We start from the raw sequence: 18328 nt of genomic DNA, 5'->3' as shown, positions 1-18328 counted from the left end.
AAAAGACGTTAAGAAGGGGCCCTTCCTTCCTCCCGCACCGTCCCCAGGAGGTGCGGGCGGCCGTGGGAGTCGTGCAGGGCGAAGTCCCCGGTCGGGGTGCTGCTGAAGCCGACCGTGCTGGGCAGCGGCAGCGGCAGCTTGAACGCCACGTCGACCGTGTAGGCGTCCGGCAGCCGGGGCTCCAGCGTGGCCAGGCAGCGCGCCTTGCTCCACATGCCGTGGGCGATCCGGCGCCGGAACCCGAACAGCCGGGCGCCGAGCCGGGAGGTGTGGATCGGGTTGTGGTCGCCGGAGACCCGCGCGTAGGCCGTACCGACCGACGGTTCGACCCGCCAGCGGGCCGAGGCGGCCGGCGCCGAGGGCAGCTCGCCCCGGTCGCGCCGCTCGCCGCCGCCGGGCGTGCGCTCCTTCCCGAGGTACGTGGACACGCCGCGCCAGACCTCCTTGCCGCCGACCGAGCCGACCAGCACCACGTCCAGCTGCCGGCCCCGGTCGTGCGGGCGCAGGTTCTCGGCGTACGTGGTGAAGTCGAGCGTCTCGTCGGCGCTGATCGGCCGGTGGACGGTGATCCGGTTGCCGACGTGGACCACGCCGGTGAGCGGGATCGGGAAGTCCGGGGCGGTCATCAGGCGCAGCGCCAGCGGGAAGCCCATGATGTGCGGGAACGTGGCGGGCAGCCGGTCGGTGAGCCGGAACCCGCAGACCCGGTCGTACGCGGCGAGGTGGCTCCGGTCGACGGCGACACCGGCGACGGTCAGCTCGACCGACGGCGGCTGCGGAGCGCGCCGGCGGCCGAGGCCGGGCAGCGCGCCGAGCAGCGCCCGGCGGTAGAGCGCGCCCGCCGCGGGGACCTCCGCCAGCTCGACGCGGGAGCGGACGACCCGCGCCGCGCTCGCGGTCAGGTCGTGCGTCCGGTCGTCGGCGAGCGCGGACAGGTCCTGGGTCGACTCGATGCTCACGTCGTGGTCGGCGGCCGACGCGTGGACCGCCGAGAGGTCGCGCTCGGGGATGACCTGCGTGGGGCCCTCGATCAGCTCGTGGACGGTGAGGTCGTCGGCGGGCTCCTTCCGGTCTGCCATCACGCCCCCAGCAGGCTCTGGCCGCAGACCCGGACGACGTTGCCGCTCACCGCGCCGCTCGCCGGCCAGGCCAGCCAGCCGATCGTCTCGGCCACGTCGACCGGCAGACCGCCCTGGGACATGCTGTTCATCCGCCGGCCCGCCTCGCGCAGCATGAGCGGGATCCGGGCGGTCAGCCGGGTCTCGATGAACCCCGGGGCGACCGCGTTGACGCTGATGTCGCGGCCGCGCAGCGCCGGGGCGAGCGACTCCACCAGGCCGATCACACCGGCCTTGCTGGTGGCGTAGTTGGTCTGCCCGCGGTTGCCGGCGATCCCCGCGATCGAGGAGACCGAGACGATCCGGCCGCCGGCCGGGATCAGCTCCCGCTCCAGCAGGACGTCGTTGATCCGCTCCTGGCTGGACAGGTTGACGTCGAGCACCGAGTCCCAGCGGTCGACGTCCATCCGGCCGAGGGTCTTGTCCCGGGTGATGCCGGCGTTGTGCACCACCACGTCGACCCGGCCGTGCCGGGTGGCCAGGTGCTCGGCGAGTCGGGTCGGCGCGTCCGGGGTGGTCAGGTCGAGCTGGACGGCGGTTCCGCCGATCTCGTTCGCGACCCGGGCCAGCTCGTCCCCGGCGGCCGGGATGTCCAGGGCGACCACCTGGGCGCCGTCCCGGGCCAGGACGCGGGCCAGCGCCGCGCCGATCCCGCGCGCCGCGCCGGTGACCAGCACGATCTGCCCATCCAGCGGGCGGTCCCAGTCGGCCGGCGGCTCCGCCCGCCCGGCACCGACCCGGATCACCTGCCCCGACACGTACGCGGACCGCCCGGAGAGCAGGAACCGGAGGGTGGCCTCGAGGCTGGTGAGGGTGCCCGCGTCCCCGTTCGGCGTGACGTGTACGAGCTGGGCGGTGACGCCCCGGCCGAACTCCTTGCCGATGCTGCGGGTCAGCCCCTCCAGGGCCCGCTGCGCGGTGGCCTCCCGGGGGGATGAACACTCGGCGGGCGTGGTGCCCAGCACGATCACCCGGCCGCTGGGCAGCACCGACCGGGCGTGCGGGTGGAAGAAGTCGTACAGCTGGCGCAGCCCGGTCGAGTCGGTGATGCCGGTGGCGTCGTACACCAGGGCGCCGAAGCGCGCCGTGGCGTCGCTGCCGGCGGCCGGGTCGCACAGTTCGACCCCGGCGGCGGTGAGGATCTTGCCGACCGGCTCGGCGAGGCGACCACCGACGGCGGCGCCGAGCAGGACGGGCCCGGGGACGAGCGGGTCGCCGGGGCGGTGCCGGCGCAGGCGCGGCGGGTCGGGCAGCCCGAGGCGCTTGACCAGCGCGCGGCCGACCCCCGATTGGACGAAGCTCGCGTACCTGTCGGTCATAGGCGTAGCCTACTGGCGAGTAGGTTGAGGGCAAGCCTTTCGAGGAGGCGGGATCGTGCAGAACATCCGGCGGGTCGCGGTCATCGGCGGCAACCGCATTCCCTTCGCCCGCTCCAACTCGCGGTACGCGGAGGCGTCCAACTCGGACCTGCTCGGCGCGGCGCTCGACGGGCTGGTGGCCCGCTTCGGGCTGGCCGGCCAGCGGGTCGGCGAGGTGGCTGCCGGGGCGGTCCTGAAGCACTCACGGGACTTCAACCTCACCCGGGAGGTGGTGCTCGGCTCGAAGCTCGACCCGCACACCCCCGCGTACGACGTCCAGCAGGCCTGCGGCACCGGCCTGGAGGCGACCATCCTGGTGGCCAACAAGATCGCCCTCGGGCAGATCGACGTCGGCATCGCCGGTGGCGTCGACACCACCTCCGACGCGCCACTCGCCGTCAACGAGGAGATGCGCCGCACGCTGCTCAAGCTGAACAGCGCCCGCACCCTCGGCGAGCGGCTGAAGATCGCCGCCCGCCTCCGGCCGACGCAGCCGTTCCGGCCGGACATCCCGCGCAACGCCGAGCCGCGCACCGGGCTGTCCATGGGCGAGCACGCCGCCCGCACCGCCGTCCGGTGGCAGATCGACCGGCGGTCGCAGGACGAGCTGGCGCTGCGGTCGCACCAGCGGCTGGCCGCCGCGTACGAGCGCGGGTTCTTCGACGACCTGATGACGCCGTACCTCGGGCTCACCCGCGACCAGAACCTGCGGCCGGACACCACCCTGGAGAAGCTCGGCGGCCTGCGGCCGGTCTTCGGCGCGAAGGGTCCGGACGCCGACCAGGCGACCATGACCGCCGGCAACTCCTCCCCGCTGACCGACGGCGCCTCCACCGTGCTGCTCGCCAGCGAGGAGTGGGCGCGGGAGCACAGCCTGCCGGTGCAGGCCTGGTTCACCTGGTCGGAGACCGCCGCCGTGGACTTCGTGCACGGCGACGAGGGGCTGCTGATGGCACCCGCGTACGCGGTGCCCCGGATGCTGGCCCGCGCCGGCCTGACCCTCCAGGACTTCGACTTCTACGAGATCCACGAGGCGTTCGCCTCGCAGGTGCTGGCCACCCTGGCCGCGTGGGAGTCGCCGGAGTTCTGCAAGGACCGGCTCGGCCTGGACGCCCCGCTCGGCGCGATCGACCGGGAAAGGTTGAACGTCAACGGGTCCTCGCTGGCCGCCGGGCATCCCTTCGCGGCCACCGGCGGCCGGATCGTGGCGACGCTGGCCAAGCTGCTCGCGGAGAAGGGCAGCGGTCGGGGCCTCATCTCGATCTGCGCTGCCGGCGGGCAGGGCGTGACGGCGATCCTGGAGCGTTGACCGGTCATGCGGTCGGCCCCGGCCGGTCCCTGTCGCGCAGCCAGCCGAGGAATCGCGCGTACAGCGCCTCGGCGGGCAGGTGACGCAGGTCCGACGCAGCATCGACCAACTGCATGCCCAGGTAGACGCCGAGCGTTGCGCGGTCCCCGGCGTACCGGTCGAGCAGGCGCTGTCGCCGGTCCGGGCACGGCCACGCCTGGCCACAGCCGGCGCAGTCCCAGCCCGGCCGGACCGGCACGTGCGCGACCGGGCGCGGTGCCGGCCTGATTCGGACGGCGTCGATGCGGGCGAGCACGCGGCGCTGGCGCGGGCCGCGCGGGTCGCCGAGTTCGATGCCGCGCAGGTGGATCCAGAGGCCGTCGCTGTGTCGCTCCCGCCGGCCTACCTCGACCACCCGCAGGGTGAGGGTGCCCAGGCCGTAGCAGTAGTGCTGCTCGGCTACCTGCACGATGTCACCGACCCCGATCCGCTGCACGCGGCGGGCCGTCAACGCGTCACCCCGACATCGGACCCGAACCGAAGCACCCAGACGAAGGTCAACAGCGGTGCCCGGCGGGGCATCGGCCGCCGCCGTGGCCCAAACCAACCCCGCCAAGCGGTACGCCGACGTTTCGGCGCGTCCGGCGGTAGCAGCGGCCTGCCCAGGTCGACCAGGCGATTCGCTGCGGCGTTCGCTGGCCGACACGGCCCGGCCACGAAGCAGACCACGCACAGATTGGTTTCCGGATCGGGTACGTGGCTGCGCAGAATCTCCCTCGCGGCCTCGGCTTCCGCCTCGTCCCGGCACACCCGGCCGATCGTCGACTGGTAGACGCCCATCTCCCACTCCTGTCAGACGCGGGGCGGGCGCACGGCGGAGCCCCGGGCCGCAGGGGTATGCGGCCGGCGGCGGGTCGCTTGCCGTACGACGGGCCACGCGCCCGCCCTTGTCACGGTCCCGCGTCACGCCGTCGCGTCCACGGGACACCGGATTTGGTGAGGAGCGGCCACGGCCGGACGCGCCACATCACCGCCCGGGTACGCGGAAGCGCGTACGGGTGGTAGACAGGAGGGGAGTCGTCCCCCGGGACGCGATCCGGTGTGGTTGCTCCCTTCGACTCGTGCCGGACCGGGAGTGGGAGAGGCGCCAAACCAGCACCCACCCCGGTCCGTTTCTTCGGAGGTAACCTTACTGCCGTTTGTATAAGGTGCCAAGGGTGTCGGACGCGGCGACACGCCGGGCGGAAGGGATCTACCCTTGCCGGACCGGTGGAGTGGGAAGGAGGCGAGCCATGAATGGACGACCGTGGCTCAGCGTGTCGATGCCGTACGTCCATCCGCAATCCCCTGGTCAGGAAGACGTCTGGGCCGCCGACGCGGCGCAACAAGGCGGTGTTGGTACCCAACGCCTTCTTGAAGTCACGGAGACCATGCCGACGACTGAGGTCGCCAAAGCGTTGCAGCTCGAGGCGGGAACACCGGTCGTCGTTCGCCGACGACTGATGCTGTTGGACGATCGCCCTGTGGAATTGACCGACTCGTACTACCCGCTGTCCATCGCCCAGGGCACCGCGCTCGCTGAGCCTCGCAAGATACGGGGTGGGGCGGTCGGTCTGCTCGCCGAACTGGGCTATGCACCCGGGTTGGTGAGGGAGGACGTCTACACGCGGGTGCCTGACGAGGACGAGCGACGCGTGCTCGGCCTGAGCGGGCGGGAGTGGGTGCTCGGGCTCACGCGACTGCTCAGCACCCGCGGCGGAGTGCCGATCGAGGTCAGCGTGATGACCATGGTGCCGCAGGGGCGGCGCCTGCGGTATGAGATGTCGATCAGCGAGCCGAACGGGGAGAGCTGAGTGGCCGGCGGAAGCGATGGACGCCCCCGACACGAGCAGGTCGCGGCGGACATCCGCGCCCGCATCATGTCCGGCGAGTTTCCACCCGGCTCGCAGTTGCCCTCGATCCCAAGCCTGGTGACCCGCTACGCCGCCGCGACGGCGACGATCCAGCGAGCCCTCGCCGCATTGAAGGCGGAGGGATCGATCTTCAGCGAGGTTGGCAAGGGGGTCTACGTCCGTCGGCGGCGGCCACTCGTGGTGGGGGCCTCGACCTACCTCGCTCCCACGCCCAGCGGATACTCGTACCGTCTACTGGACGTCGCGGAGGTCGTGCCGCCGCGGGATGTCGCAGAAGGTTTGGGCCTCGGCGAGGGCGAAAAGGCGGTGCTGCGGCATCGCCTGATGCTGCACGATGGTGAGCCCGTCGAGCTGTCTTGGTCCTACTACCCGAGTTCGATCGCCGCCGGGTCCGAACTCGCCGAGCGTAAAAAGGTCAACGGCGGGGCGGGCCGTGTCATGGCGGAACTGGGCCTGTTGCAGCGGAGGATGGTTGATCGGCTGTCGGCACGGATGCCGACAACAGAGGAGGTCGCGATGTTGGACCTCCCTGCCTACGTTCCGGTGATCCGTCAGCTCCGCGTGATCCATACCGACGACGAACGACCTATCGAGGCGTCTGTGCTCGTCAAGGGCAGCCACCTGCACGAGCTGCGCTACGAACAGCAGCTCTCTGACGGACCACCGCGCGTCACATGATCGAGCCCGCATGGGTGCGAGGAACACCCTGCGTACGTGCACCGCAGTGGCCCGGTCCAGATGGTCGAGGCTGAAGAGGGAACGGCCTGGTGTGCCCGTGACACCGGTCATGAGGGGTGGCCTGGCCGCGGCCATCAGTCCGCTTTGGAGCCACCCCCGTCGCTCAGACGGCCAGCGCCCGCCACGACGGAGTTTCGTGGCGGGCGCCGACTCTTCGACACCTCAGCGGAGGATGAAGCGCTCCGAGCGGCCGATGGTGGTCCGGCTGGCGGTCAACGGGCCCGTGCCGGTCACACCCGCGGTGACGTAGCGGTTGTTGACGGTGGCCTTGAAGCTGACCGTGCCGTCCGAGTGGCGGACCACCGTGAACGTCCCCCAAGGGCTGACCGCGCCGCTGCTGTTGACCAGCGGCAGGGCCCCGGAGTTCGGTGCGAAGACGAAACGGTTGTTGGCGTGTGCGAACAGGGCGACCTTGCCGTTGCCGAGGTCGACGACGTCGAACCGCTGGTTGGTGCCGAGGGTCACGCTGGTCGCAGCCAACGGCTTCTCCGCGGCGGTGTCGGCGGTGACGAACCGTCTGAGCGCCACGGGCTGCAGGGACCGGTTCGCGTCGGCGAGGTTCACCCGGTGGAACTTCTCCCATTGGCCTACCGTGGTCGCGCTGGTGGACAGCCCGAGGTTGGAGGCGGACACGCTGACGTACCGGCCGTTGGACGCCTTCAGGCTGAAGCTGCCGTCCGTGTAACGGGTCATGGCGAAAGTCTCGTTCGGCCCCACGCTCGGACTGCCCGCCGAGACCACGTCGATCCCGACGCGGTCGAGGGTGACGTAGCTGCCGGTGCGGTGGGCGAACAGAGCCACCTGTCCGGTGCCGACGTTGACCAGATCGAACGCCTCGGTCGCGGCCAGGGTCGGACGGTTGGCGAACAGCGCGGGGCTGGGGTGCGACCCGCTGCTGACGCCGACGTAGCGGAAATCGGCCAGGCCCAGGAGGCCGATGGTGCCGGCCCGCGGCAGGTAGCTCACCTGGTACGACCTGGCCGCCGTCATGGTGTCCACGAGGGTGGCCCGGATCGTGACGGTGCGCGTCCCGTGGCTGGTGTACCGGTGCCGGGCCACCGGGCCGGCCTGGGTCACGACCGTCCCGTCCCCGAAGTCGAACCGGTACGACGCGACGGGTGTGAAACCCGGTCGGGTGGCTGCGGCGTCGACGGTCACCCATCCGGTGCCGGGCTCCTGGGTGACGGTGGCCGTCACGACCGGAGCGGCGAGGGTTTCCGACGGGCCGCGGTCGGCCCAGGGGACCGGTCCGGCGCCGGTGTTCGCCCGGGACGGGTCGTCCCCGCGGCCACGCCCGTTCCTGTCCGTGGCCGGGAAGCCCGACGCGGCCGAGTTGGCCGAGTCGATCCGGCTTGCGTAGGTCAGGTCGTAGAGGTCGTGGGCCGCCTGACCGGAGGCGACCCGGAACGCCGCCAGGTCCATCGGCTGGTCCCAGGCGTAGCCCAGCGGATTGCCGGTGTTGTTGTAGTCGACAACGGTCCTCCCGCGCGACTCGCCGTACACCCCGATCTCCACACCGTCGGTCGGGGCTGCTGCACAGAGAGTCGCGCCGGTCCGGCCTCCGTTCCGGTATACCAGGTTGTTCTGGATGGAGACGCGATCGGACGGACCGTCGACCCGGACACCGTTGCGGCAGCGCGCACTGACGATGTTGTTGCTGAGCGCCGTCCCGGTCGCGCCCCGGATCTGGACGCCGTCGCCGTAGCCGTGGCCGATCTGGTTGTTCGCGATCACGGTGTCAGCCGCACCCGGCCGGACGGCGATGGCCGCGCCGCGGAAGCCGACCACCGTACTGGCGAGGATCGTGGTACCGGCGGAGGCGACGTCGATCCCCACGCCCTCCCCCGCGTCGGTGTTGCCGTTGGTGAACCGGGCCGCGGTGATGGTGACCCCGCTGCTGGCTGCGTCCAGGGAGAGGCCGGTGGTGAGCTGCGTCCCGCTGGCGACGACACGCTGCACGCTCGACCCAGTCACCGCGGCCAGCCGGAACGCGGGTTGTGCCGAGGCCGCCGTGGCACTGACCGACACACCGTCGAGGACGATGCCGCTGGCGTCGTGGACGTCGACGGCCGGCGCCTCCAGCGCGCCGGAGACCGCGAGGCCGCTGACCGTGACGTGGTGCTGGTGGTGGATGACGACGCCGGCGGTCGGCCCGGTGAGGGTGACCGTACCGCCGGTGGCCGACCGGCCACCCAGGATCGTGATCGGCTGTTCCGCCGTGCCGGAGGCGGCAAGGGTGACCCGTTCCGCGTACGGCCCGCCGTCAATCTTGACGGTCTGGCCGGGGCGGACCTTGGCGACGGCCGCCCCGATGGTGCAGAAGGCCTGATCGATGCCGTCGCTGCTGTCGGAGCAGGCTTCGGGGACGAGGTTGTTGACGTACAGGGTGGTGGTGTCGGCGTGGGCCGGGGACGCGGTCGGCAGCAGTGCGCCACCCAGGGTGGCGACCGCCACGAGCGCGGCGAGTCGGGATCTGCGCATTGGGAGCCTCTCGACGAGGAGGGGAGGGACTATGTGGTCGGCACCCGCCCTGGTCGTTGCGGGCGCGTGCGTGACACGTCAGCGCAGCAGGAAGCGCTCCGCGCGGCCGATGGACATGCGGCTGGCGATCAGGGGCGTGGTTCCGATGCCCGCGGTGACGTAGCGGCTGTTGACGGCGGCCTTGAGGCTGACCGTGCCGTCTGAGTTGCGGGCCACCGTGAACCGTTCCCAGGAGCCGACGGCTGCGGCGCGCGCGACCAGCGGCTTGCTCCCCGCACCGTCGGCCAGGACGAACCGGCGGTTGGCGTGCGCGAACATGGCGACCTGGCCGTTGCCCAGGTCGACGAGGTCGAACCGCTGCGCGGTGCCGAAGGTCGTGCTGGTGGCGGCCAACGGCTTCGTGCCCGCGGTGTCGGCGGTGACGTAGCGCCTCAGCATCGCGGGCTGCAGGGACCGGTTAGCGTCGGCGACGTTCACCCGGTGGAACTTTTCCCGCACCCCGATGGTGGACGCGGTCGCAGACAGGCGCAGGTCGGTGGCTCTGACACTGAGGTAGTGATTGTTGGCGGCGGCCTTCAGGCCGAGGCTGCCATCCGCGTTGTGAACCATGTTGAACTGGTGCGACTCGTTGACGTATGCACTCGACGGGGAGATCTCATCTCTACTGCTGATGACTTCGACGTACTGGCCGGTGGAGTGGGAGAGCAGCGCCACCCGGCCCGCACCGGCGTCCATGAGATCGAACGCCTCTGCCCTGCCGAGGGACGTGCGGTCGGCTAGCACGTCGGAGGAGTTCCCGCCGCTGGTGACACCGACGTAGCGATGATTGGCGAGGGCGAGCAGACCGAGCGTGCCGACGCGGGGCAGGGTGCTGACCAAGCCGGTGTTCAACCCCGCCCTGCCGGCGGCGTCTCTCGCTACGACTTCGAGGTAGTAGGTCCCGTACTTCTCGTACCGGTGCCGCACCACCGGGCCGCTCTGCGTGACGACCGTTCCGTCCCCGAAGTCGAAGCGGTACGAGACGATCGGCGCCCAGCCGGGCTTGGACGCCGAGGCGTCCAGGGTGACCACACCAGTCCCCGGCTCGATGCTGACGGACAACCGCGGGACAGGATCGGCGTTGTGGAGGTGCTCCTGCGGCCCCCGATCCGCGAACGGGATCGGGCCGGCACCGGTGTTGGCAACCGCCGGGTCGTCCACCCTGTGGCTCCCGAACATCTCCGTCGCCGCGAAGCCCGGAGCCGCCGAATTCGCCGAGTCGATCTGTCGCAGCCAATCCTTGGTGACGATGTCGTGCACCCCCTGACCAGAGGCGGTGCGAAAATCGGCCAGACTGATGGGAGGGCTGTTCCAGGCGTATCCGGCCGGCTGGCTGTGGTGAGTGTTGTTGTAGTCGACGACGGTGTCCTGCACAGCGTCGCCGTACACGCCGACCGCGACGGTGTCGGCCACGGCTGGCGTACAGAGGCTCGGGTTGTTGTTCGGGCCGTTGTCGAAGATGACGTTGTTCTGGACGGAGACCCGCGTCGGTGAGCCGTCGACCCGGATTCCGTTCCGGCACCGATTCTGCACCGTGTTGTTGCTGATCGCCGTGCCGGTACCACCCGCGACGTGGATGCCGTCACCAACTCCCCGCTCGATCCGGGTGTTCGCGATCACGGTATCTGCCGCACCCGGCCGGACGAGGATCGCTGCCCTGCCGAAGCCGAGGACCGAAGCGTGAAGGATGGTCGTCTTCGACCCGGCGACATCGATGCCGACGCCGCTCTCCGGGCCCCCGCCGTTGTTGTAGATCCCCGACGAGAGGACGGTCACCCCCACGCTTGCACTGTCGATGGTCAAACCTGCGGTGAGTTGCTGAGCGTCGGCGGACATGCCGCTGTATACGGTATCGAGGGTTGCTCCGGTGACGGCCGCGAGACGGATGGCGGGCTGGGACGAGGTGGCCGTGGCCAAGACGTCGATCTCCTCGACGGTGATGTCGCCGGCGTCCTGAAGGTCAATGGCCGGCGCCTCGAGAGCACCATCGATCCGGAAGTTCTTGATCACGACGTGGCGCTGACCCTGGACGACAATCCCCGCGGTCGGGCCCTTCAAGGTCGCCGGACTCACCTGGGGTCGAGTCGAGACGATCGTGATCGGCCGCTCCGCGGTGCCGGAGGTGCGAACGGTCACCCGCTCGGTGTAGCCGTAGCCGGTCACCTCGACCGTCTGGCCGGGGCCGACCTTCGCGACGGCGGCGCTGATGGTGCAGTAGGGCTGTGCGACGGTGCCGGGGCCGGTGTCCGAACAACCGGCGACTGCCTTGTTGACGTAGAGGACGGTGGCGTCGGCCTGAGCCGGGGCGGCGGGCGCGGCGAGGGCGCCGCCGAGCGTCACGACGGCCGCCAGGCCGGCGAGGCGGGATCTGCGCATGAGTGTCCTCGGGCGAGGAGGGCGGCCGGAGATCGGCCGGGAGGTCATAAGATCATCGAGCATGCCCGCCGGGCTTGTCAGTCCCGTCGGGGGAGAACCGGCGACAATCCGCCGTCCGGCCAGGCAACCTTGGCGGAAGGTCTCTCCGTCCCCTGGACATGAAACCGACGAGAGGCACCGCGCGGTGAACCGGGCCGACGAGGACGAGTACCGGCAGTTCGTCGGTGCCCGGCTGGAGTCGCTGCGCCGGACGGCGTACCTGCTCTGCCGGGACTGGCACACCGCCGACGACCTGGTCTCGATCACCATCGGCAAGCTCTACCGCCACTGGCGGCGGGTGAAAGCGGCAGAGAACGTCGACGCGTACGTCCGGGGCGTGCTGACCCACGCCTGGCTGGACGAACGTCGGCGCCCGTGGCGCCGCGAGCGCAGCACCGACGAGGTGCCCGACCAGGTCGACGTCCAACTCCCCGAGCCGGCCCTGGTCGACCGGGAGATGCTGCTCGACCTGCTCGGTCAGCTTCCGGCCCGCCGGCGGGCAGTGGTCGTGCTCCGCTTCTACTGCGACCTGTCCGTGGAGGAGACCGCCGCGATCCTCGGCGTCAGCGCCGGCACCGTGAAGAGCCAGGCGGCTCGCGGGCTGGAGGCGCTGCGGCTGCTGATGACCTCTCCCGCACCGACGACCCGGGGGGAGCTGTCATGACGTACCAGCAGGTGTTCGACGAGGCGATGGGCGACGTGCCGGTCTCGACCGTCGACGTGGAACGTGTCATCGGGCGGCAGCGCCGCGCCCGTCGCCTGCGCCTGGGCGCGGGCGGCGCGGCGGTCGTCGCGGCCGTGCTGGCGGTGGTGCTCGGCACCAACGCCCTCGTGGCCCCGCACGCGAAGGCACCGACGACCGACGTGTCCCCGGCACCGACCACCGTCCCGGGTACGCCGGAGGACCTCGACCGCATCGACGCGGCCGTCGTCGCTGCGCTGGTCCGCGCCGAACCGAGCCTGGTCTGGTCGGCGGACGGGGTCGACTCCGGTACGACCCCGAACTGGCAGTCCCAGGCGGGCGGCGCCGCGGTCAACGCCTCTCCCGCCTCGGGCTACCGGGGTGGCGGCAGCATCCGGGTCGGCGCCGGCGAGGTGACGGTCTCGGTGTGGATCGAGCGCGACGGCACCCGGATGGGGAAGCCTCTCATGGGGTGCACGAGGCGGCCCGACCTGAAGTGCAGCGACCGGACGGGCCCGGGGGGCGAGCAGATCTCGATCTGGCAGCAAGCCTACGAGGGCCGGGAGGTCCCGGAGCCGCTGAAGGGCAAGGAGCACGGCACCGGCGAAACCCTGAAGGTTCGGGCGCTGCGGCCGGATGGCTCGTTCATCGAGGTCGGGGCCTACACGACCGACGGGAAGCCTCGGCTGCCGGTCACGGCCGACCAGATGGTCGCAGTCGCCCTGGACGGGTCCATCACCCTTGCCCCGCTACCCTCCGCGTCCCCGGCTCCGAGCTCGACTGTGACCACGGTCGCCGGCACCGACGAGGACGGTGTGCGGCTCGGCAACGCCCTCACGGCCGCGTTGAAGCGGCAGACGGCGGACTTCACCTGGGTGACCAAGTGGGGCGGACCGGTGAGTCCCGGACCGGTCTGGGCGGACGGCAAGGGCCGCCTCAGTGTCGACGTGCCTTACCTCGGTTTCGCCGACTTCCGCGTCGGGGACCGCAGCGGCCAGATCTCGCTGGCACTGGCACGTGACGGCCGGACGGCCTGGGAGTACGCGTCGCCCTGCCCGACCGCCGGCCTCGCCGCACGCAACTGCACCGTCAGCGAGGGCGCGGCCGGGGAGAAGGTCCGAGCGCGTCACCTGGTTGGTGAGATGGGTCGGCGTGGCGACCTGCACCGGCCGGCACTGAGCTCGCACCGGCAGATCGAGGTGCTGCGTTCCGACGGCACGTACCTGTTCCTGGCGGTGTCGGGTGGCGAGACGGTGCTGTCCATGGCGCAGCTGACGGACGTCGCTCGGGACCCGGCGCTCGCCATCGCACCTCCGCCGCCGCCCGGCACGAAGGCGTCCGGAGGCTCCGGGCCGCCGTTTGACTTCGACATGGGCGCGGGGACCACGGCCGCCGCTGCCGCACTGGACGACATCGTGGCGGACGGAAGCATCTTCCTCCGGCTGTTCAAAGGCGGTGGCGGCGGAGTGACTGGAAACGACTTCATGTCCTTCTCCTTTCTGGTACAGCGGGACGGGCTGGCCGGGGATGGCGAGATCCTCGTCCAGCGGCGCATCAGCACGACCCTGACCTGTGCGAGCGTGCGCGCGCTGCTGCCGACCGATCACCCCCGGCACCAGCACACCGGTGAGTGCGCCGAGTCGACCCGTCCGGACGGCAACCGGGTCGTCACCGTCATCTCGCGGTCGTCCGGCACGGTCACCTACACGGCGTTCGTGCAGCGGCCGGATCGGGGCACGGTCGAGGTGGTGCTCGACAACCGGCCGAACACCGGCGCCGCCACCGACATGCCGGAAGGCGGTCAGATGGAGAACATGTGGCCGAAGGGCACGAAGGGCGGGGCGACCCCGCCGCTGACGCTGGAGCAGGTCGTGGAACTGGCCGCGCATCCCGACCTGGTGAACCTGCTGCCCTGACACCTCGCTCCGGGGCCGGGATGCACGGGGATCCCGGCTCGGAGCGGGCGTACGGCGGCGAACGCCGTGGGTGCCGGACCGGTGGGCACGGAAGGCGTGAGCGCGACCGTGCACGACGTCCGGGAGGTGTGACACGACCCCGGCCGGACCGGAGACCCCTGAGGTCGCGGCCGGCGCGTACGGGAGAATGCGGTACGTGACGACGATCCCGAACGTGCTCGCCAACCGGTACGCCTCGCCCGAACTGGCCGCCCTCTGGTCCCCGGAGGAGAAGATCCGGATGGAGCGGCGGCTCTGGCTCGCCGTCCTCGGGGCCCAGCGGGATCTCGGCGTCGTCGTGCCGGACGGGGTGGTCGAGGCGTACGAGCGGGTGCTCGATCAGGTCGACCTGGCCTCGATCGCCGAGCGTGAGCGGGTCACCCGGCACGACGTGAAGGCCCGGATCGAGGAGTTCAGCGCGCTCGCCGGGCACGAGCACGTGCACAAGGGGATGACCTCCCGGGACCTCACGGAGAACGTCGAGCAGTTGCAGGTGCGGGCGTCCCTGGAGCTGATCCGGGACCGGGTGGTCGCCACCCTGGCCCGCCTCGCCCGGCTCGCCGTCGAGCACTCCGACCTGGTCATGACGGGTCGCTCGCACAACGTCGCGGCGCAGGCCACCACGCTGGGCAAGCGCTTCGCGTCGGCCGCGGAGGAGTTGCTGATCGCGTACGAGCGGCTGGACGACCTGATCGGCCGGTACCCGCTGCGGGGGATCAAGGGCCCGGTGGGCACCGCCGCGGACCAGCTCGACCTGTTCGACGGCGACGCCGACAAGGTCGCGGAGCTGGAGCGGAGGGTCGCGGAGCACCTCGGCTTCCGCCGGGTGCTGGACAGCGTCGGGCAGGTCTACCCGCGTTCGCTCGACTTCGACGTGCTCTCGGCGCTGGCCCAGGTCGCGGCCGGGCCGTCGTCGCTGGCGACCACGATCCGCCTGATGGTCGGTCAGGAGCTGGCCACCGAGGGCTTCAAGCCGGGCCAGGTGGGTTCCAGCGCGATGCCGCACAAGATGAACACCCGCTCGTCGGAGCGCGTGAACGGCTTCGCCGTGATCATCCGGGGCTACCTGTCGATGGTCGGCGAGCTGGCCGGCGACCAGTGGAACGAGGGCGACGTGTCCTGCTCGGTGGTGCGCCGGGTGGCCCTGCCGGACGCCTTCTTCGCCGCCGACGGGCTGTTCCAGACGTTCCTCACCGTGCTGGACGAGTTCGGGGCGTACCCGGCGGTGATCAACCGGGAGCTCGAGCGGTTCCTGCCGTTTCTGGCCACCACCAAGATCCTGGTGGCGGCGGTCCGGCGGGGTGTGGGCCGCGAGGTCGCCCACGAGGTGATCAAGGAGCACGCGGTCGCCGTCGCCCTCGCCATGCGCGAGAAGGGCGCCGCCGAGAACGACCTCTTCGACCGCCTCGCCGCGGACAGCCGACTGGGCCTGAGCCGCGCCGACATCGACACCCTGGTCGCCGACCGCACCGCCTTCGTCGGCGCCGCGCCGACCCAGGTCCAACGCGTAGCCGACCGCGTAACCGAGGTGGTCGAGTCCAACCCGACGGCCGCCACCTACACCCCACCCCCGATCCTCTGACCCGCCCCTCCCCCCGCGTTGATCATGAAGTTACAGCGGCGACACGCCGAGCCGGACCGCTATAACTTCATGATCAACGAGGGCGGGTGAGGGCTAGGGTCCGGGCTCGCGGGTGGGGGTTTCCGCGGCTGTGCGGAGGTTGGGGGCGCTTGCGGGTTCGGCGATGCCGCCGGGCTCCTCCGCGATCTCGCCCTCGTGCGCCGTTTCCGCCGCGACCAGGGGCTGGTCGGGGGGCATGACGTCGGGGACCTTGGGTACGACGATCACCGCCGTGCCGTACGCGCAGATCTCCATCCACATCTCGCCGCAGTCGCGACTGTCGAACCGCATCCCGATCACGGCGTTCGCGCCGAGCCGGAGAGCCTCCTCACCGAGCCGGGCCACCGAGTCGGTACGCCAGCGGGTCAGGTTGTCCGGCGCCATCGGGTCGTACGCGCCACCGCGCAGGTTCTTCACGCCCTCGCGGTACGGGTTCCGCGTCCTGGCCATCGAGGAGACCACCTCGCCGAGGATCTGGCGGATCTCGTAGCCGGGAAGTTGATCCGTCGTCACGACCAGCACGACTCCGATGCTGTCAGCCGATCGTGGACCCCATCGTGAGCCTTGTTCACCTGATCGGATGCTGAAAAACGGCGCGGCGCGGACGGCCGGCGCTCCGCCGACCATCCGCACCGCCCGGGGCGCTAACCGTCAGACACCGGCCACCGAGGTGATCCAGGCCCGGTTGTACGCGACGCTGCCGTAGTTCTGGATGTTGTAGCCGTCGGCGGTCGAGGCGACGCCCACCTGGCGGCCGTTGTAGAACTGCGGGCCGCCCGAGTCGCCCCGCCACGCGTTGCCGTTGATCCGCGTGCTCCGGATGGCCTGCCCGCCGTACGCGTCGCTGGCGCTGTTGCTGGTGACCTGGACGCTCGCGGTCTTCAGCTGGCTGGAGGCGGAGCAACCGCTGTAGCAGGTCATGCCCCAGCCGTAGATCGAGTTCGTCGAGCCGATCGGCGGGTTGCTGCTGGCCAGCGTCACGTAGCTGGTGCTCACCGAGCTGGACAGCCGCATCAGGGCCAGGTCGTACCGGCCGTAGGTGGCGCTCACGGTGCGGGTGACCCCGCCGGAGGAGCGGTAGACGCTGCCGACTCGGACGGACATCGACCCGCCGAGGCAGTGCCGGGCGGTGAGCACCCACTGCGGGGCGATGATCGTGCCCGAGCAGGTGAACGAGCCGTTGCTGAACACCGCGGCGGCCCACGGCGCCGACGAGACGTAGCTGCCGCCGATGATGTACGGCGTGGGTGTCGGGCTGGCGACGGCGCCGGAGCTGGCGCCGAGCACGCCGGCCACCGCGGTGGCGAGGACCGCGATCAGGGATCGGATGCGCATGTGCGGGGCTCCTTCGGGGATGGGCCCGGGTTCACCGGGTCTGACCTGCCGGCCGACGGGCGGGGGTGGCGCGCCGGCCGGGACCTCTATCGATGTCTGACGATGTACGGTAGGGCTCTGAGATGTGGTTCACAAGTGTTTCATCGAAAAGAATCCATTGATTGGCGCCGTGGCACCCGGCCCGGCAAAGGCGGGCGAACGGGGTCGGACGGCAACGGAACCGCATCGGGATCGCAACGAACCCGCATCGGTCTCCGGCCCCCCGCGCTGACAATGTCGATCACTGCCTGAACCGCGTACGGCCGGTGCGTCCGGGGCGGCCTCTGCCAGGTAGGCTGGCTGCGCTCGCCCGTAGTGGGTCGGCACCCAACTGCGTACACAGTCAGGAGTGCCCAGTGCCTCGCGTCGTCGTCGACGTCATGCTCAAGCCCGAGATCCTCGATCCGCAGGGCCAGGCCGTCGCAAACGCGCTGCCCCGGCTCGGCGTCAGCGACGTCGCCTCCGTCCGGATCGGCAGGCGGATCGAAATCGAGTTCACCGGTGAACCGGACCTGGACCGCGCTCGGGAGATCGCCGACAAGCTGCTCGCCAACCCGGTCATCGAGGACTTCACCGTCCGCCTGGTCGAGGCCGACGAGACCGTGGACGCCCGCTCGTGACCGCCCGGGTCGGTGTGGTCACGTTCCCCGGTTCGCTCGACGACGGGGACGCCGCGCGGGCCGTCCGGATCGCCGGCGCCGAGCCGGTCTGCCTCTGGCACGGTGACCCGCAGCTGCACGGCGTGGACGCGGTCGTCCTGCCGGGAGGCTTCTCCTACGGCGACTACCTGCGCTGCGGCGCGATCGCCCGGTTCGCCCCGGTCATGGAGACGATCGTGGACGCCGCCCACGGCGGCCTGCCGGTGCTCGGCATCTGCAACGGCTTCCAGATCCTCTGCGAGGCCCACCTGCTGCCCGGCGCGCTGACCCGCAACCAGCACCTGCACTTCCGCAACCGCGACCAGGTCCTCCGGATCGAGTCGGCCGGGACCGCCTGGACCAACGCGTTCCAGCCCGGCCAGGAGGTGCTGATCCCGGTCAAGAACGGCGAGGGCTGCTACGTCGCCGACACCGCGACGCTGGACCAGCTCGAGGCCGAGGGCCGCGTGGTCGCCCGCTACGTCGGCGGCAACCCCAACGGGTCGCAGCGCGACATCGCCGCCATCACCAACTCCGCCGGCAACGTGGTCGGCATCATGCCGCACCCGGAGCACGCGGTGGAGGCGCTCACCGGCCCCTCCCTGGACGGCCTCGGCTTCTTCACCTCGGTGCTCAAGCACCTGGTGGGGGCCCCGGCGTGACCGTTCGCGGCATCATCGGTCGGCTCACCCGCCCGACGGGCGGCCC

The 18328-nt window shown here is 71.2% G+C and carries 16 protein-coding genes; 8 read left to right on the top strand and 8 right to left on the bottom strand.

Going from position 1 to position 18328, the window contains the following annotated elements:
- Nucleotides 1-8: 8 nt before the first annotated feature.
- Nucleotides 9-1079, bottom strand: coding sequence for a MaoC/PaaZ C-terminal domain-containing protein (locus tag ACTMS0_RS03965; protein WP_441153682.1), 1071 nt, complete (start codon nucleotides 1077-1079; stop codon nucleotides 9-11).
- Nucleotides 1079-2437 carry a 3-oxoacyl-ACP reductase gene (locus ACTMS0_RS03960; RefSeq protein WP_441153681.1) on the bottom strand — a complete coding sequence of 453 codons (1359 nt, stop codon included), beginning with the start codon at nucleotides 2435-2437 and terminating at the stop codon, nucleotides 1079-1081. The genes ACTMS0_RS03965 and ACTMS0_RS03960 overlap by 1 nt, the downstream gene beginning before the upstream one ends.
- Nucleotides 2438-2492: 55 nt before the next feature.
- Between ACTMS0_RS03960 and ACTMS0_RS03955 the strand changes: the two genes are divergently transcribed.
- The gene (locus ACTMS0_RS03955) at nucleotides 2493-3785 is read left to right on the top strand and encodes an acetyl-CoA C-acetyltransferase (protein ID WP_441153680.1); all 1293 of its coding nucleotides are present in this window, start codon (nucleotides 2493-2495) and stop codon (nucleotides 3783-3785) included.
- Nucleotides 3786-3789: 4 nt separating this feature from the next.
- Here the strand turns inward: ACTMS0_RS03955 and ACTMS0_RS03950 are convergent, their stop codons facing one another.
- Together ACTMS0_RS03950 and ACTMS0_RS03945 are read right to left on the bottom strand one after the other, a co-directional pair.
- Nucleotides 3790-4275, bottom strand: coding sequence for a hypothetical protein (locus ACTMS0_RS03950; RefSeq protein WP_441153679.1), 486 nt, complete (start codon nucleotides 4273-4275; stop codon nucleotides 3790-3792).
- Nucleotides 4272-4604 carry a hypothetical protein gene (locus ACTMS0_RS03945; protein WP_441153678.1) on the bottom strand — a complete coding sequence of 111 codons (333 nt, stop codon included), beginning with the start codon at nucleotides 4602-4604 and terminating at the stop codon, nucleotides 4272-4274. The genes ACTMS0_RS03950 and ACTMS0_RS03945 overlap by 4 nt, the downstream gene beginning before the upstream one ends.
- Nucleotides 4605-5056: 452 nt before the next feature.
- Here ACTMS0_RS03945 and ACTMS0_RS03940 point away from each other — a divergent pair, with 452 nt between their 5' ends.
- Nucleotides 5057-5617, top strand: coding sequence for a GntR family transcriptional regulator (locus ACTMS0_RS03940; protein ID WP_441153677.1), 561 nt, complete (start codon nucleotides 5057-5059; stop codon nucleotides 5615-5617).
- Nucleotides 5618-6355, top strand: coding sequence for a GntR family transcriptional regulator (locus tag ACTMS0_RS03935; RefSeq protein WP_441153676.1), 738 nt, complete (start codon nucleotides 5618-5620; stop codon nucleotides 6353-6355). It begins immediately after the preceding gene.
- A 222-nt stretch (nucleotides 6356-6577) separates the two neighbouring features.
- Here the strand turns inward: ACTMS0_RS03935 and ACTMS0_RS03930 are convergent, their stop codons facing one another.
- A complete protein-coding gene (locus ACTMS0_RS03930) occupies nucleotides 6578-8896 on the bottom strand; it encodes a right-handed parallel beta-helix repeat-containing protein (protein WP_441153675.1) in 2319 nt (772 codons plus the stop codon).
- Nucleotides 8897-8974: 78 nt separating this feature from the next.
- Nucleotides 8975-11275: a right-handed parallel beta-helix repeat-containing protein gene (locus ACTMS0_RS03925; protein ID WP_441153674.1), complete on the bottom strand. Its 2301-nt coding sequence runs from the start codon at nucleotides 11273-11275 to the stop codon at nucleotides 8975-8977.
- Nucleotides 11276-11495: 220 nt separating this feature from the next.
- On the opposite strand from ACTMS0_RS03925, the gene ACTMS0_RS03920 reads away from it, so the two are divergent.
- From ACTMS0_RS03920 to purB, 3 genes are all read left to right on the top strand, one after another.
- Complete coding sequence (locus ACTMS0_RS03920; protein WP_441153673.1) at nucleotides 11496-12014, top strand: SigE family RNA polymerase sigma factor; 519 nt, start codon at nucleotides 11496-11498, stop codon at nucleotides 12012-12014.
- A complete protein-coding gene (locus tag ACTMS0_RS03915; protein ID WP_441153672.1) occupies nucleotides 12011-13948 on the top strand; it encodes a hypothetical protein in 1938 nt (645 codons plus the stop codon). The genes ACTMS0_RS03920 and ACTMS0_RS03915 overlap by 4 nt, the downstream gene beginning before the upstream one ends.
- A 196-nt stretch (nucleotides 13949-14144) precedes the next feature.
- Nucleotides 14145-15569 carry an adenylosuccinate lyase gene (gene purB / locus ACTMS0_RS03910; RefSeq protein WP_441153671.1) on the top strand — a complete coding sequence of 475 codons (1425 nt, stop codon included), beginning with the start codon at nucleotides 14145-14147 and terminating at the stop codon, nucleotides 15567-15569.
- Between the two features lie 93 nt (nucleotides 15570-15662).
- Here the strand turns inward: purB and ACTMS0_RS03905 are convergent, their stop codons facing one another.
- Both ACTMS0_RS03905 and ACTMS0_RS03900 read right to left on the bottom strand, forming a co-directional pair.
- Complete coding sequence (locus ACTMS0_RS03905; protein WP_441153670.1) at nucleotides 15663-16235, bottom strand: YbjQ family protein; 573 nt, start codon at nucleotides 16233-16235, stop codon at nucleotides 15663-15665.
- A 24-nt stretch (nucleotides 16236-16259) separates the two neighbouring features.
- On the bottom strand, nucleotides 16260-16943 hold the full coding sequence (locus tag ACTMS0_RS03900; RefSeq protein WP_441153669.1) for a S1 family peptidase: 684 nt from the start codon (nucleotides 16941-16943) through the stop codon (nucleotides 16260-16262).
- Nucleotides 16944-17338: 395 nt separating this feature from the next.
- Between ACTMS0_RS03900 and purS the strand changes: the two genes are divergently transcribed.
- Both purS and purQ read left to right on the top strand, forming a co-directional pair.
- Nucleotides 17339-17602 carry a phosphoribosylformylglycinamidine synthase subunit PurS gene (gene purS, locus ACTMS0_RS03895; RefSeq protein ID WP_155329437.1) on the top strand — a complete coding sequence of 88 codons (264 nt, stop codon included), beginning with the start codon at nucleotides 17339-17341 and terminating at the stop codon, nucleotides 17600-17602.
- Entirely contained in the window at nucleotides 17599-18282 is a 684-nt protein-coding gene (gene purQ, locus ACTMS0_RS03890) for a phosphoribosylformylglycinamidine synthase subunit PurQ (protein ID WP_441153668.1), read from the top strand. The genes purS and purQ overlap by 4 nt, the downstream gene beginning before the upstream one ends.
- Nucleotides 18283-18328: the final 46 nt, after the last annotated feature.

Source organism: Micromonospora sp. H33 (genome assembly GCF_052068455.1).
Lineage (GTDB): Bacteria > Actinomycetota > Actinomycetes > Mycobacteriales > Micromonosporaceae > Micromonospora.
This window is presented reverse-complemented; position numbering and strand designations above follow the sequence as displayed.

What these genes read in the sequence shown, in the direction of transcription:
- ACTMS0_RS03965 (WP_441153682.1), bottom strand. Translation starts at nt 1,079, where the DNA reads ATGGCAGACCGGAAGGAGCCCGCCGACGACCTCACCGTCCACGAGCTG.
- ACTMS0_RS03960 (WP_441153681.1), bottom strand. Translation starts at nt 2,437, where the DNA reads ATGACCGACAGGTACGCGAGCTTCGTCCAATCGGGGGTCGGCCGCGCG.
- ACTMS0_RS03945 (WP_441153678.1), bottom strand. Translation starts at nt 4,604, where the DNA reads ATGGGCGTCTACCAGTCGACGATCGGCCGGGTGTGCCGGGACGAGGCG.
- ACTMS0_RS03940 (WP_441153677.1), top strand. Translation starts at nt 5,057, where the DNA reads ATGAATGGACGACCGTGGCTCAGCGTGTCGATGCCGTACGTCCATCCG.
- ACTMS0_RS03930 (WP_441153675.1), bottom strand. Translation starts at nt 8,896, where the DNA reads ATGCGCAGATCCCGACTCGCCGCGCTCGTGGCGGTCGCCACCCTGGGT.
- ACTMS0_RS03915 (WP_441153672.1), top strand. Translation starts at nt 12,011, where the DNA reads ATGACGTACCAGCAGGTGTTCGACGAGGCGATGGGCGACGTGCCGGTC.
- ACTMS0_RS03905 (WP_441153670.1), bottom strand. Translation starts at nt 16,235, where the DNA reads ATGGTCGGCGGAGCGCCGGCCGTCCGCGCCGCGCCGTTTTTCAGCATC.
- ACTMS0_RS03900 (WP_441153669.1), bottom strand. Translation starts at nt 16,943, where the DNA reads ATGCGCATCCGATCCCTGATCGCGGTCCTCGCCACCGCGGTGGCCGGC.